At 53.9% G+C, this 13,293-nt stretch carries 12 protein-coding genes; 4 read left to right on the top strand and 8 right to left on the bottom strand.

All coding sequences use genetic code 11. The annotated features are described in order from the left end of the window. Positions 1 to 441: 441 nt before the first annotated feature. From AC0TOY_RS10335 to mgrB, 3 genes are all read right to left on the bottom strand, one after another. Entirely contained in the window at positions 442 to 1,431 is a 990-nt protein-coding gene (locus tag AC0TOY_RS10335) for an MBL fold metallo-hydrolase (protein WP_248165029.1), read from the bottom strand. A 23-nt stretch (positions 1,432 to 1,454) separates the two neighbouring features. Beyond that, positions 1,455 to 1,745: a YebO family protein gene (locus AC0TOY_RS10330; RefSeq protein ID WP_024909723.1), complete on the bottom strand. Its 291-nt coding sequence runs from the start codon at positions 1,743 to 1,745 to the stop codon at positions 1,455 to 1,457. A 74-nt stretch (positions 1,746 to 1,819) separates the two neighbouring features. Then, complete coding sequence (gene mgrB, locus AC0TOY_RS10325; RefSeq protein WP_006175995.1) at positions 1,820 to 1,963, bottom strand: PhoP/PhoQ regulatory lipoprotein MgrB; 144 nt, start codon at positions 1,961 to 1,963, stop codon at positions 1,820 to 1,822. 160 nt (positions 1,964 to 2,123) lie between these two features. Between mgrB and AC0TOY_RS10320 the strand changes: the two genes are divergently transcribed. Next, complete coding sequence (locus AC0TOY_RS10320) at positions 2,124 to 2,363, top strand: YobH family protein (protein ID WP_090419798.1); 240 nt, start codon at positions 2,124 to 2,126, stop codon at positions 2,361 to 2,363. A gap of 66 nt (positions 2,364 to 2,429) precedes the next feature. On the opposite strand, the gene kdgR is transcribed toward AC0TOY_RS10320, so the two are convergent. Further along, a complete protein-coding gene (gene kdgR, locus AC0TOY_RS10315; RefSeq protein ID WP_023312208.1) occupies positions 2,430 to 3,221 on the bottom strand; it encodes a DNA-binding transcriptional regulator KdgR in 792 nt (263 codons plus the stop codon). Positions 3,222 to 3,400: 179 nt separating this feature from the next. On the opposite strand from kdgR, the gene AC0TOY_RS10310 reads away from it, so the two are divergent. Next, positions 3,401 to 4,774, top strand: coding sequence for an MFS transporter (locus AC0TOY_RS10310; RefSeq protein WP_473721794.1), 1,374 nt, complete (start codon positions 3,401 to 3,403; stop codon positions 4,772 to 4,774). Positions 4,775 to 4,824: 50 nt separating this feature from the next. Here the strand turns inward: AC0TOY_RS10310 and htpX are convergent, their stop codons facing one another. The 4 genes from htpX to AC0TOY_RS10290 form a co-directional block, all read right to left on the bottom strand. After that, positions 4,825 to 5,706: a protease HtpX gene (gene htpX / locus AC0TOY_RS10305; RefSeq protein WP_014884290.1), complete on the bottom strand. Its 882-nt coding sequence runs from the start codon at positions 5,704 to 5,706 to the stop codon at positions 4,825 to 4,827. 193 nt (positions 5,707 to 5,899) lie between these two features. Further along, the gene (gene prc, locus AC0TOY_RS10300; RefSeq protein ID WP_473721793.1) at positions 5,900 to 7,948 is read right to left on the bottom strand and encodes a carboxy terminal-processing peptidase; all 2,049 of its coding nucleotides are present in this window, start codon (positions 7,946 to 7,948) and stop codon (positions 5,900 to 5,902) included. 19 nt (positions 7,949 to 7,967) lie between these two features. Then, positions 7,968 to 8,654, bottom strand: a complete 687-nt coding sequence (gene proQ / locus AC0TOY_RS10295; RefSeq protein WP_024909719.1) for an RNA chaperone ProQ — start codon at positions 8,652 to 8,654, stop codon at positions 7,968 to 7,970. A 96-nt stretch (positions 8,655 to 8,750) separates the two neighbouring features. Then, positions 8,751 to 9,248, bottom strand: coding sequence for a GAF domain-containing protein (locus AC0TOY_RS10290; RefSeq protein ID WP_032647756.1), 498 nt, complete (start codon positions 9,246 to 9,248; stop codon positions 8,751 to 8,753). 132 nt (positions 9,249 to 9,380) lie between these two features. Here AC0TOY_RS10290 and yebS point away from each other — a divergent pair, with 132 nt between their 5' ends. Further along, a complete protein-coding gene (yebS, locus tag AC0TOY_RS10285; RefSeq protein ID WP_032647758.1) occupies positions 9,381 to 10,664 on the top strand; it encodes a membrane integrity lipid transport subunit YebS in 1,284 nt (427 codons plus the stop codon). Further along, a complete protein-coding gene (locus AC0TOY_RS10280) occupies positions 10,633 to 13,266 on the top strand; it encodes a PqiB family protein (protein ID WP_473721792.1) in 2,634 nt (877 codons plus the stop codon). The genes yebS and AC0TOY_RS10280 overlap by 32 nt, the downstream gene beginning before the upstream one ends. The last annotated feature ends 27 nt before the right edge of the window (positions 13,267 to 13,293 follow it).

Genomic DNA, 13,293 nt, shown 5'->3' with positions numbered 1-13,293 from the left:
TCCGCCGCACAAATTCGAACAGTGCCTGTCAGGTTTTGCACAATTATGCGCATCACGTCCAGACAGCCCTGCTGCGTAACAAAGACCCAGCGTTGCTTTCACAACCGCTGTAATCTAAGACTTTTTTAACATAGCTCAATCATTACGAACCGTCCAGCAAACAGGAAAAGAAATCTTACGTCTTGATTGAGTTAGAACAATTTGTGAAAACTTATGCTTAAATCATTGTAACGCGACCAAATTGTTTCAGAGAAAAAACAGTGTTAATAACCCGCGCCCAGCTGTATTAAAATGCACCAGCGAATAAACAGCGTTATGCACCAAAATAATGAAATTTTTATGACTCTGCATCAAAAGAAGGCAAGCAAAACGTTTCGATAAAAATAAAACATTCCTGCGCGCCTTTACATCAACAATATATGCAACAATTTATCGCTTCGTTTATAAGGATAAATATTCACCAATCTTCAGTATCCTGAAAGAATGGTTAACTGGTGCTAAATTATCGAGTGCGTGAGTTAACTCCTGCACAGGTTCATCTAAGGATTCATCTGCCAGTTCAAACACGCCCCAGTGAATAGGGAACGCCAGAGGTGAGCCCAGCTGCTGCCACAATGCCACCGCAGATTGCGGATCCATATGATGGACAGCCATGAACCATCGTGGGGCATAGGCACCAATCGGTAACGCGGCGGCATCTATCTGGCCCAGGCGTTCAGGAATTAACAGCAGCTCAGGTGAATAACCGGTATCACCGCTAAACCAGAAACGGTGATGCCGTCCTTCCATCACCCAGCCGCACCATAAGGAACGATTGCGGTTCCATGGCGTGCGCATGCTCCAGTGCTGTGCCGGTACGGCGGTCAGCGTCATCCCCTGCCAGGTGAAACTCTGCCACCAGTCGAGTTCGACCACGCGTTTTGCTCCCCGGCGACGAAACCAGTCGGCGAGGCCCAACGGAACAAAAATACTGACGTCGGGAAAGCGTTTGAGGATTCGGCGAAGGGTTGCGTCATCAAGATGATCGTAATGATTATGGGAAATGACGACCGCATCAAGCTGATGAAGCTGATCGACTGACAGCGCGGGAGGCGTTTTGCGCTGTGGTCCCAGGAAAGGGAGCGGAGAAGCGCGCCGTGAAAACACCGGGTCGGTAAGGATGATATTGCCGTCCAGCCGCAGCAACACGCTCGCGTGTCCGAGCCACCACACCCCATCTTCATGAGTCTGCGTAAGCTCAACCGGTTGCCACCACTGCTGGATAAAGTCTTTATAACCCAGCGCGGGCGGCTTCGGTAAACCGGCCTCTTTACGCGCTTTACGCCAGCGGTCAAGGTCGCCGGGTTGATGTCCAACAGGATCGGTATTACGAAAACCGTTCGGGGTGTGATGTTTCAGGGAGGGGTCATACCAGGGGTTTTTCCAGACCACAGCCACCTCCCAGGACAAAAAGATTAACGCTCAGCCACCAGGCGGATAAAGTCGTCTTCGTCTTTGTTATCTTCAGCGACTGCGTCTTTCGGCGCGTCTTTCTCTTCCGGTTCGTTAGCCTCACACAGACGGCGTAGCAGCGCATTCTGACGTTTTTGCTGATCGAGCAGCGCTTCCAGCAGTTCAATCTGCTCGTTAGTACGGGAACTGGCGCGATTCACAAAAAACCAAATGACCAGCCCGACAAGCAGAACAACCAAAGAAATCATCAGGGATGCTATATTCAGCAGCCCTGAATTCAGTAACTCACCCATTTCACCACCTCAATAAAAACGTCTATTTTACCACTGGCGCGAAGGAAGGAAATCACCTTGAGAAAAAATGCGTGTTACCACGGAATAAATTTATTGATTGCGCAAACGCCGCTAAAAAACTGTACATCCTGATCGCACATCACATTGATCGTCTGCGTCCATAACACCACGCACGCTATCAGCACGATAATCAGAATTACCCAGCGTATTTTTTTCACTCCACACTCCGTCTAATGACCTGATGTAACGAGGTTATCACGCTTATCTTAAACAAGGGCTAACTATGCCGCCATCGCGCTTTTTTCAGAATCCTGCACTTGTTTCGTTTCGTAAACCGTTTACGCTAGCATTATGATAACAACGATAAAAGAGGTAATGATGCGCTTAATCATTCGAACAATTATTGCACTGGCCATTGTCTGGATTGGCCTTCTGCTAACGGGTTATGGCGTACTTGTGGGAAGCACCGAAAATGCTGCAGGGTTAGGCATTCAGTGTAAATACTTAACAGCACAAGGAATGAGCACTGCGCAATATCTGCATACTGACAGCGGGATTGTTGGCTTAACCCACTGTCCGGTCCTGCGTAAGACTTCCGTCGTGATTGATAATGGCTAGTCAGCCGGATAAATGACCGACAAAAAACGCCGCAACAGATGCGGCGTTTTTTTATGTGAACAGAGATTAGAACGGGTAGTCGTGATACCCCATCTGTTCAGAAATCTTACGTGCGGCAGTGTGGAGAATAGCCACATACTCATGCAGACGCTCTTCGGAGAAACGTAAGGTTGGGAAGGAGATACTTAAGCCCGCGATCACCACGCCAAAACGGTCAAATACCGGAACGCCGATGCAGCGCAGTCCCTCTTCCTGCTCCTCGTTATCTTCGCCATACCCCTGCTCGCGTACGCGATCGAGCACCGTTAGCAGCGCGTCCGTGCTGGTAATGGTTCGTGAGGTACTTTGCTTGTATTCCACGCCTTCGAGGATCTGCTTCACTTCCTCACGATCGCGCCACGCCAGCAGAACTTTACCAATGGCGGTACTGTAGAGCGGGTTGCGACGACCAATGCGCGAATACATGCGCAGATTGTACATGGAGTCGATTTTATGGATGTAAACAATGCTGTCTTCATCCAGCGCGCCGAGATGGATGGTCTCTTTAGTGAGGCGAGAGATTTCACGCATCTGAATATCGGCGCTGCGGATCAGGTCAACATTTTGTAGCGCGCGGGCACCCAGCTCAAACAGTTTCAGCGTCAGGGAGTATTTTTCAGATTCGCCTTCCTGGGCAACGTAACCCAGAGACTTCATGGTTTGCAAAAAGCGATATACGGTGCTTTTTGACATCATCACGCGCTGTGACAACTCTGTAATACCTATTTCACGCTCCTCTCCCAGCGCCTGTAAGATGCCAAACACCTTCAGCACGGAAGAAACAGAATCTGGCTGTTTATCCAAATCCGCAATAGCCATTTACCACCTCATAGCGAGTGTTTTATAAAAATCAGAACCGGTTTTTATTATAAGTTCCCGTCATGTCACCTGCAATCAATCCCCGTTTACTTCGTTACAAATCTGCGACATATCGCGGCTGTAACAATGCTAAAATAGTTACCCTGAGAATAATTTCACGCTGAGCTTTTTTAAACCTAATGGAAAAGTCCCTTTCCGATGGCCTGCCTTTACCCCAGCGGTATGGCGCGATAGTGACCATCATTATCGGTATATCAATGGCGGTCCTTGACGGCGCAATCGCAAACGTTGCCCTGCCAACCATCGCCAGCGACCTGCACGCCTCTCCTGCCAGTTCGATATGGATTGTTAACGCCTATCAGATTGCGATTGTGGTTTCCCTGCTCTCGTTCTCTTTCCTGGGCGATATGTTCGGTTACCGTCGGGTGTATCAGTGCGGTCTGGTGGTTTTCACCTTTACGTCTTTGTTCTGTGCTCTTTCAGATTCACTGCATACCCTGACGCTTGCCCGCATTGCGCAGGGTTTTGGCGGCGCGGCGCTCATGAGCGTAAACACGGCGCTGATCCGCTTAATTTATCCGCAGCGTCATCTGGGGCGAGGAATGGGGATAAACTCGTTTATTGTCGCCGTCTCTTCTGCCGCCGGGCCAACGATTGCGGCGGCGATCCTTTCCGTTGCGTCATGGCAGTGGCTGTTCGCCATCAACGTGCCGCTGGGTATTGTCGCCATCTTCTTTGCCCTGCGCTTTCTTCCCGCTAACGGTCCCAAAAGCACCATGCCGCGTTTCGACGTGGCGAGTGCGGTGATGAATGCCCTGACCTTTGGCCTGTTGATTACGGCGCTGAGCGGCTTTGCGCAGGGACAGTCTCTGATGCTTACCGGCGCGGAGCTTATCGCCCTGCTGGCGATCGGCTTCTTCTTTGTTCGCCGCCAGCTCACTCTCCCTGTGCCTCTACTGCCTGTTGATCTGCTGCGTATTCCCCTCTTTTCCCTCTCCATTTGCACGTCTGTCTGCTCGTTCTGCGCCCAGATGCTGGCTCTGGTCTCCCTACCCTTCTTTCTGCAGAGCGTGGTCGGACGTTCAGAGGTGGAGACCGGTCTGCTGCTCACCCCCTGGCCGCTGGCGACCATGGTGATGGCACCGCTGGCAGGTTATTTAATTGAACGTGTTCATGCCGGTTTATTGGGCGCTTTGGGACTGGCGGTGATGGCGACAGGCCTTTTCGCGTTAGCATTGTTGCCCTCGTCGCCTTCGGATCTGGACATCATCTGGCGCATGATCCTCTGCGGTGCAGGGTTTGGCCTGTTCCAGTCCCCCAATAATCACACCATTATCACCTCAGCGCCACGGCATCGCAGCGGTGGGGCAAGCGGTATGCTGGGAACCGCGCGTCTGCTGGGCCAAAGCAGCGGTGCGGCACTGGTCGCCCTGATGTTTAACCTTGCCGGACAAAACGGTAACCATCTTGCGCTCCTCACCGCAGGCGCCCTTGCCACCCTCGCGGCGGTCGTCAGCGGCCTGCGGGTGACCCAGCCCAGGGTTCAGGCATAAAAAAAGCCGGGCGGAGTGTTCTCCCGCCCGGCTTTTTGTATTTTGTTGCGTTACTTCAGGTATTCCCCACTGCGCAGCGCTTCAATACGCTTATCCAGCGGCGGGTGAGACATAAACAGCTCGCTCAGCGACTTGGATTTACCGTTAATGCAGAAGGCCATCATGCTGTTCGCTTCCTGCGGCTCGTAGGAGGTTTTCAGACGCTGCAGCGCGGCAATCATCTTCTCACGACCAACCAGCTTCGCAGAGCCGGCATCCGCGTGGAATTCACGGTGACGAGAGAACCACATGGTGATAATGCTGGCGAGAATACCGAATACCAGTTCCAGAACCATCGACACGGCGAAGTAGATCAGCGGGTTGCCGTTGCTCTCTTCACCTTCGTCGCGGTTCCCGCCCATAAAGCCAGCCGCAATCTGCGCCAGGATACGGGAGATGAAGATCACGAAGGTGTTCACCACACCCTGAATCAGGGTCATGGTCACCATGTCACCGTTTGCGATATGGCTGATTTCGTGGGCGATAACCGCTTCAGCTTCGTCACGGCTCATGTTCTGCAGCAGACCGGTGCTGACGGCAACCAGTGACGCATCGCGACGGGCGCCCGTGGCAAACGCGTTGATGTCCGGGGCATGGTAAATCGCCACCTGCGGCATGGCGATGCCGGCCTGACGGGATTGCTGAGCCACCGTATTCATCAGCCACTGTTCCATATCGTTACGCGGCTGTTCAATAACCTCACCACCCACCGATTTCAGTGCCATCCACTTCGACATCAGCAGGGAGATGAACGAGCCACCAAAACCAAACAGCAGCGCCATAATCAACAGACCCTGAACGCTGCTCGACTGAATTCCTGTCAGGCTTAGCACGAGCCCGAAAACCACCATGACCGCCAGGTTGGTGAGCAGGAAGAGCGCGATTCGCATCATAATTTTCTTTTTACCTCAGTTTAACAAAACGCACTATGCGATTACCCACATCGTATGGGTATTACGGCTATTTTCAAGCATCCGGCGGGCGTAAGTCACCAGAAAGACACAACTTTACACAATTGAAAATCTGGCTGACGGAAGGATGAAGAACAAAAAGAAACAGGCACAATTTCTTGTGCCTGTTGGGAGATTATTTTGCCGGTGCGGGCTGTACGGCAGGTTTCTCTTTTTCCTGATTCGCCAGGTCGAGAGCGATATGCACCGTCTCGTCCAGATACGGATCCGGCTCCTGGTAATCTTTTGGCAGATCGTCCAGTTTTTTGAGCAGAGGCTTGCCTTCACGCTTGAAGCGATCGTTGATACGCGCCAGGCGGGTTGCATCGTCTTCGTTGTTCTCTTTCTCACGCTGTGCGTAGTTCAGAGAAACAATATTCCGCTTATCTTTCAGGGCATTGAAGCGTGCGATGTCCTTCATGATGTACTGGAATTCCGGATCTTTCGCGATGCGGTCGTTATGCGCTTTCAGCAGTTCAGGACCAAATTGCGTCATATCACCCGCTTTCACGTAGGTCGCGGCATTGATGCTGTCCCACGGCAACGCGTTATCTTCAAACTTCTCGCCGGTTTCCGTCTCCTGGGTGCCAGTCGGCATGATGATGTCCGGCGTGACGCCCTTACGCTGCGTACTGCCGCCGTTTACGCGGTAGAATTTCTGAATGGTGTACTGAACCGAGCCCAGCGCAGGCCATTCCGGACGCAGCATCTGATCGTAAATACGATTCAGAGAGCGGTACTGCTGAACAGTGCCTTTCCCGAAGGTTGGCTCACCGACGATCAGCGCACGGCCATAATCCTGCATGGCTGCGGCAAAGATCTCAGACGCGGAAGCGCTGAAGCGGTCAACGAGAACAACCAGCGGGCCTTTGTAGTAGACCACACCGTCATTGTCCGCATCTTCGCGCACTTTACCGTTGTTATCGCGCACCTGCACCACGGGACCCGATGGAATGAACAGACCAGAGAGTGAAACCGCTTCCGTCAGCGCTCCGCCGCCGTTACTGCGCAGGTCGATGATAATGCTGCTGACGTTCTGCTTTTCAAGCTTCTGCAGCTGAACTTTCACATCGTCAGTCAGCCCTACGTAGAAGCCAGGAATATCCAGGACACCCACCTTCTCTTTACCCACGGTTTTCACCGACATTTTCACCGCGCGGTCTTCCAGACGGATACGCTCGCGGGTCAGGGTAACGATACGGGTTTTGGTGCCTTTTCCGGCTGGCAGGACTTCCAGACGAACCTTGCTGCCTTTCGGACCTTTGATCAGCGCAACCACGTCATCAAGACGCCAGCCGATCACGTCGACCATGTTCTGTCCGGTTTGTCCTACACCCACAATACGATCGCCTACGCTAATCGCTTTGCTTTTGGATGCCGGGCCACCCGCAACCATCGAATTGATCACCGTGTAATCATCGTCCATCTGCAGCACCGCGCCGATACCTTCAAGAGACAGGCTCATCTCGGTATTGAACTGTTCGGTGTTGCGTGGAGAGAGATAGTTGGTGTGCGGATCGATTTCGTGAGCAAAGGCCGTCATGGCCAGCGAGAAGACATCCTCACTGTTGGTCTGCGCCAGACGACGAATGGCGAATTTGTAACGACGCGTCAGCGTGTCACGGATCTCTTTTTCGTCTTTGCCGGTAAGCTTGAGGCTCAGTTCATCGTATTTAACTTTACCGTCCCACAGCGCATTCAACTCGGCTTCATCTTTCGGCCAGGGTGCTTTACTGCGATCCAGATTAAAGGTGTCGTTGCCGGTGAAGTCCATCGGACGTTCCAGCACTTTCAGCGCGTACTGATAGCGTTCGAAGCGGCGCTTTTGCGACAGGTTGTAGAGATCGTAGAACAGATCCAGCTTGCCTGAGCGCAACTCGTCACCCACCTCGGATTTGCGCTTAGCGAACTGCTCGACATCGCTGGCGAGCAAAACGTTATGGCTGTAATCCAGCAAGTTCAGATAGCGGTCAAAGATTTTGGCCGAAAAGGCCTGATCGAGATCGAACTGACGATAGTGCGAGCGGGTAAAACGTGAGGTCACGCGCTCGCTCACCGTCGCGTGCTGCGTCTCTTCCTTGAGAACCGGAATTTGATCAACACGCGTGATATCGTCCACTGCAAAAGCGTGACCTGTTATGGCAAACAGGCCCGCCAGCGCGGTGAGCTTAAAAAAAGTGTTCATGCCAGGCTTGGCCTCCGTTTCAGAACAACAAGTGTTCTGCGCGTACAATCATTGACATACCAGAAGTCAGCTGTACACGAACGCCATCTTTGGTGATTTCCAGTACGGTGGCGTCCATAGCATTGTTACCCGCTTTTACCTTCAGCGCCTGACCTACGCTCAGGGCGTTAATGTCAGAAACCGGCGTATGGCGCGGCTCTTCACGAGGGGCACGCGGGGCTTTTGCTGCTGGTTTGTCTGCACGCGGTTTGCGATCGTTATTATCGTGACGGCGCGGCGCAGGGCGTGGTTTACGCTCACGACGAGGCGCATCTTCCTGGCCGTTTGCCGCGGCGGCTTCGCGTTTTTTCGCCTGCTGTTCTGCACGTTGTGCCTGAACGCGTGCTTTGGCTTCTTCAAGCTGCTTGCGCGCGTGCTCAACGTGCTGCTCGTCCAGCTCACCACACGGGTTGCCGTCGAGATCCACACGGGTCGCGCCAGCTTTGATACCGTACAGGTAACGCCAGCTCGAAGTATAAAGACGTAAGGCGGAACGCAGCTGAGTTTTGCTGAGGTTCATTTCCCCTTCAACACGTGCCACCAGATCCTGAAAAATACCGACTTTCAGGGGACGCGCTTCACCTTCCGCGCTGAAGCACTGCGGGAAACGCTCGGCCAGAAATGCGATAACTTCTTTACTGCTATTCAACTTAGGTTGATTTTCCATGAAATTTCCTGATTACAACGGACGTTGCCAACAAGCGCAGGCATGAACAGGCGTCATTATAATGACGCTATCAGTAAATGCTACGTTATCCGTTGATTATCCTGCGACGCTCGCAAAGAATTTTTGATAATCGGTTGCCGCGAGTACGTTTTCCAGATTAGCCACCAGCTCGCGCAGCCCCTGTTCGTCCTCGGTTGTAAAGCGACTGAAGACCGTACTGTCGATATCCAGAACGCCAATAATCTGATTTTTGACCACCAGAGGCAGAACGATTTCAGAATTACTGGCGGCATCGCAGGCAATGTGCCCGTCAAATGCATGAACATCTTCCACACGCTGGACCTGATTCTCGGCCACCGCCGTGCCGCATACGCCGCGCCCTACCGGAATACGCACGCAGGCCAGTTTGCCCTGGAACGGACCGAGCACCAGCGTTTCACCTTCCAGAAGGTAAAAGCCGGCCCAGTTCACCTCAGAGAGACGTTCAAACAGCAATGCGCTAGTATTTGCCAGAGTGGCTAAGAAGCTGGTCTCACCCGCCATCAATGCCTTAAAATCGCGGTTCAGATCCGCGTAGAATTCTGTTTTGTTCATTATTCAATCACTTAGTTGTCTTACAAATTTACCGCATAGCCTATTAAAATAAGCATTAAATGCGCTCATGCTCAAGATGAATCCGTTCATGAGTTATTATAACTTTCAACAATACTTATTTGTGCGCAGCTGATGGCCTTAAAAACAACCAAAATTACGCCGACAAGAAAGATAACTGTCCATACGGTAAGCGAAGCTTTGCCACGTGCACATTATCAGCGTTGCCCCCAGTGCGATACGCTTTTTATGTTGCCGAAGATGAAATCGCACCAAAGTGCCTTCTGTCCCCGCTGCGACGCCAAAATTCGCGACGGCCGAGACTGGTCGTTAACCCGTCTCGCCGCCATGGCCGTCACCATGCTGCTGCTGATGCCCTTCGCCTGGAGCGAACCGCTGCTGAAACTCTACCTGCTTGGCGTGCGCATTGACGCCAACGTGCTGCAGGGTATCTGGCAGATGACCCGTCAGGGCGATCCCATCACCGCCGCCATGGTGCTGTTCTGCACCGTTGGCGCGCCGCTGGTGCTGGTTGCCGCCATTGCCTATCTTTGGTTTGGCAATATCCTCGGCATGAACCTTCGCCCGGTGCTGCTGATGCTGGATAAGCTCAAAGAGTGGGTGATGCTGGATATTTATCTGGTGGGCGTGGGCGTTGCGTCAATAAAGGTACAGGACTACGCCTTTTTGCAGCCCGGTATCGGGCTCTTTGCTTTCATCTGCCTGGTATTGCTAAGCATCCTGACGCTGATCCACCTGAACGTTGAGCAGCTCTGGGAACGGTTTTACCCTCAGCGCCCCGCTACACGCCCCGATGAAAATCTGCGCGTCTGTCTGGGATGCCACTATACCGGCTTACCCGACGCGCGTGGACGCTGCCCGCGGTGCCACATTCCGCTGAGACTGCGCCGCAACAATAGCCTGCAAAAATGCTGGGCCGCGCTGATCGCCTCCCTGGTGTTTCTGATCCCAGCCAATATGCTGCCGATTTCTATCATTTACGTGAATGGCGGGCGTCAGGAGGATACTATCCTCTCCGGGATTATCTCCCTTGCACACAGTAACGTCGGGGTGGCGGCGATCGTCTTTATTGCCAGTATCCTGGTTCCCTTTACCAAAGTGGTGGTGATGTTTACCCTGCTCATCAGCATTCACTTTAAATGTGAACAAGGCTTACGAACACGCATTCTGCTTCTGCGGTTCGTTACCTGGATTGGCCGCTGGTCAATGTTAGATCTGTTCGTGATTTCGCTGATGATGTCGCTCATCAATCGCGACCAGCTACTTGCTTTTACAATGGGACCCGCGGCTTTTTATTTCGGCTCTGCGGTGATATTGACTATTCTTGCTGTGGAATGGCTGGATAGCCGCTTACTTTGGGATGCACATGAGTCAGGAAACCCCCGCTTCGCCGACTGAAGCGAGAATTAAAACAAAACGCCGCATTTCGCCATTCTGGTTGCTGCCCGTCATCGCCCTGATGATTGCAGGCTGGCTTATCTGGACGAGCTATGAAGATCGCGGGAGTACGGTCACCATTGATTTCCAGACCGCCGACGGCATCGTCGCCGGGCGAACGCCCGTTCGCTTCCAGGGGGTTGAAGTGGGTACGGTTCAGGACATCTCCCTTGGAAAAGGGCTGAACAAGATTCAGGTGCGGGTCAGTATTAAATCTGACATGCAGGATGCCCTGCGCAGCGAAACGCAGTTCTGGCTGGTGACGCCTAAAGCCTCTCTGGCCGGCGTGTCCGGGCTGGATGCGCTCGTGGGCGGTAACTATATTGGCATGATGCCAGGTAAAGGCGAGCCGCAGGATCACTTTGTTGCTCTGGATACGCAGCCCAAGTACCGCCTCAATAACGGCGATTTGATGATCCATCTGCAGGCGCCGGATCTCGGTTCTCTGAACAGTGGCTCACTGGTCTATTTCCGCAAAATCCCGGTTGGCCGCGTGTACGACTACGCGATTAACTCGAATAAACAGGGCGTCACCATCGACGTGCTTATCGAGCGTCGCTTCACCAATCTGGTGAAAAAAGGCAGCCGCTTCTGGAACGTCTCCGGCGTGGATGCGGACCTCAGCCTGAGCGGTGCGAAAGTGAAGCTGGAGAGTCTGGCCGCGCTGGTGAATGGCGCTATTGCCTTTGACTCCCCGGAAAACTCAAGCCCTGCCACCGCTGATGACTCATTTGGATTGTACGCCGACCTGGCGCACAGCCAGCGCGGCGTGATCGTCAAACTTGCCCTGCCCGATGCTAAGGGGTTAAAAGCGGGCTCAACGCCGCTGATGTATCAGGGATTGCAGGTTGGTCAGCTCACCAAAATGACGCTCAACCCGGGCGGCTCAGTCACCGGCGAAATGACGGTCGACCCGAGCGTGGTCGATCTCCTGCGCGAGAAAACGCGCATCGAAATGCGCAGTCCAAAGCTCTCTCTGAACGATGCCAGCCTCAGCACGCTGTTGACCGGCAATACGTTTGAGCTCATCCCCGGTGAAGGTGAACCCAGCAATAGCTTCGTGATTGCCCCGGCGGATAAAGCCCTGCTGCAAAAACCGGGTGTGGTAACCGTCACGCTGAATGCGCCAGAAAGTTACGGTATCGAAGCCGGGCAGCCGCTAATTTTACACGGCGTGCAGGTCGGTCAGGTGCTGGAGCGTAAGCTCTCCGCGGATGGCGTGACGTTCTCGGTCGCCATCGATCCGCAATACAGCGACCTGGTGCACGGTGACAGCAAATTCGTGGTGAACAGTCGCGTCGATGTGAAGGTGGGTCTGGACGGCGTGGAGTTCCTCGGCGCCAGCGCCAGCGAATGGGTTAACGGCGGCATCCGTATTTTGCCTGGCGATAAAGGCCCCGTGCGCGACAGCTATCCGCTGTATGCCAACCTCGAGAAAGCGATTGAAAACAGTCTGAGCGATCTTCCTACCACCACGCTGACGCTAAGCGCCGAAACGCTGCCGGACGTACAGGCGGGATCCGTGGTGCTGTATCGCAAGTTTGAAGTCGGGGAAGTGATCACCGTTCGCCCGCGTGCGGACGCCTTTGATATCGAACTGCACATCAAGCCGGAGTACCGCAAGCTGCTGACGCCAAACAGCGTCTTCTGGGCCGAAGGCGGCGCGAAAGTTCAGCTTAACGGTAACGGGCTGACCGTGCAGGCCTCCCCGCTCTCACGCGCGCTGCGCGGGGCGATTAGCTTCGATAATCTCAGCGGCGCAGGTGCGAATCTGCGCAAAGGTGATAAGCGTATTCTCTTCCCGTCCGAAACCGCCGCACGTGCAGTAGGCGGGCAGATTACCCTGCACGCGTTTGATGCCGGTAAGCTGGCGGAAGGCATGCCAATTCGCTATCTGGGTATTGATATCGGGCAGATCCAGAAGCTGACGCTGATTACCTCACGTAACGAGGTGCAGGCCACCGCCGTGCTTTACCCGGAATATGTGCAGACCTTCGCCCGCACGGGCTCGCGCTTCTCGGTGGTCACGCCGCAGATCTCGGCCGCGGGCGTTGAGCATCTCGACACCATTTTGCAGCCGTACATCAACGTTGAGCCCGGCCAGGGCAATGCCCGTCGCGATTTCGAGCTGCAGGAAGCCACGATCACCGACTCACGCTACCTTGGCGGCCTGAGCATCGTGGTGGAAGTGCCGGAAGCAGGCTCGCTGAACATCGGCACGCCGGTACTGTTCCGCGGCATTGAGGTGGGTACGGTCACGGGCCTGACGCTCGGTACACTCTCCGATCGCGTGATGGTGGCGTTACGCATCAGCGAACGCTACCAGCACCTGGTTCGAAATAACTCGGTATTCTGGCTGGCATCCGGCTACTCGCTGGACTTCGGCCTGACGGGTGGCGTGGTGAAAACCGGCACCTTCAACCAGTTCATTCGCGGCGGTATCGCGTTTGCCACGCCGCCGGGAACGCCGCTGGCGCCGAAAGCGCAGCCAGGTAAACACTTCCTGCTGCTCGAAAGCGAACCGAAAGAGTGGCGCGAATGGGGAACCGCCCTGCCACGTTAAACAGCAAGGCTCCGGTGTCAACGCACC

The sequence above is a fragment of the Enterobacter sp. PL_is379 genome (genome assembly GCF_055817355.1).
The sequence above is the reverse complement of the archived record's forward strand: the minus strand, read 5'-3'. Positions and strand labels throughout refer to the sequence as shown.

What these genes read in the sequence shown, in the direction of transcription:
- AC0TOY_RS10330 (WP_024909723.1), bottom strand. Translation starts at nt 1,745, where the DNA reads ATGGGTGAGTTACTGAATTCAGGGCTGCTGAATATAGCATCCCTGATG.
- AC0TOY_RS10320 (WP_090419798.1), top strand. Translation starts at nt 2,124, where the DNA reads ATGCGCTTAATCATTCGAACAATTATTGCACTGGCCATTGTCTGGATT.
- kdgR (WP_023312208.1), bottom strand. Translation starts at nt 3,221, where the DNA reads ATGGCTATTGCGGATTTGGATAAACAGCCAGATTCTGTTTCTTCCGTG.
- AC0TOY_RS10310 (WP_473721794.1), top strand. Translation starts at nt 3,401, where the DNA reads ATGGAAAAGTCCCTTTCCGATGGCCTGCCTTTACCCCAGCGGTATGGC.
- htpX (WP_014884290.1), bottom strand. Translation starts at nt 5,706, where the DNA reads ATGATGCGAATCGCGCTCTTCCTGCTCACCAACCTGGCGGTCATGGTG.
- prc (WP_473721793.1), bottom strand. Translation starts at nt 7,948, where the DNA reads ATGAACACTTTTTTTAAGCTCACCGCGCTGGCGGGCCTGTTTGCCATA.
- proQ (WP_024909719.1), bottom strand. Translation starts at nt 8,654, where the DNA reads ATGGAAAATCAACCTAAGTTGAATAGCAGTAAAGAAGTTATCGCATTT.
- AC0TOY_RS10290 (WP_032647756.1), bottom strand. Translation starts at nt 9,248, where the DNA reads ATGAACAAAACAGAATTCTACGCGGATCTGAACCGCGATTTTAAGGCA.
- yebS (WP_032647758.1), top strand. Translation starts at nt 9,381, where the DNA reads ATGGCCTTAAAAACAACCAAAATTACGCCGACAAGAAAGATAACTGTC.
- AC0TOY_RS10280 (WP_473721792.1), top strand. Translation starts at nt 10,633, where the DNA reads ATGAGTCAGGAAACCCCCGCTTCGCCGACTGAAGCGAGAATTAAAACA.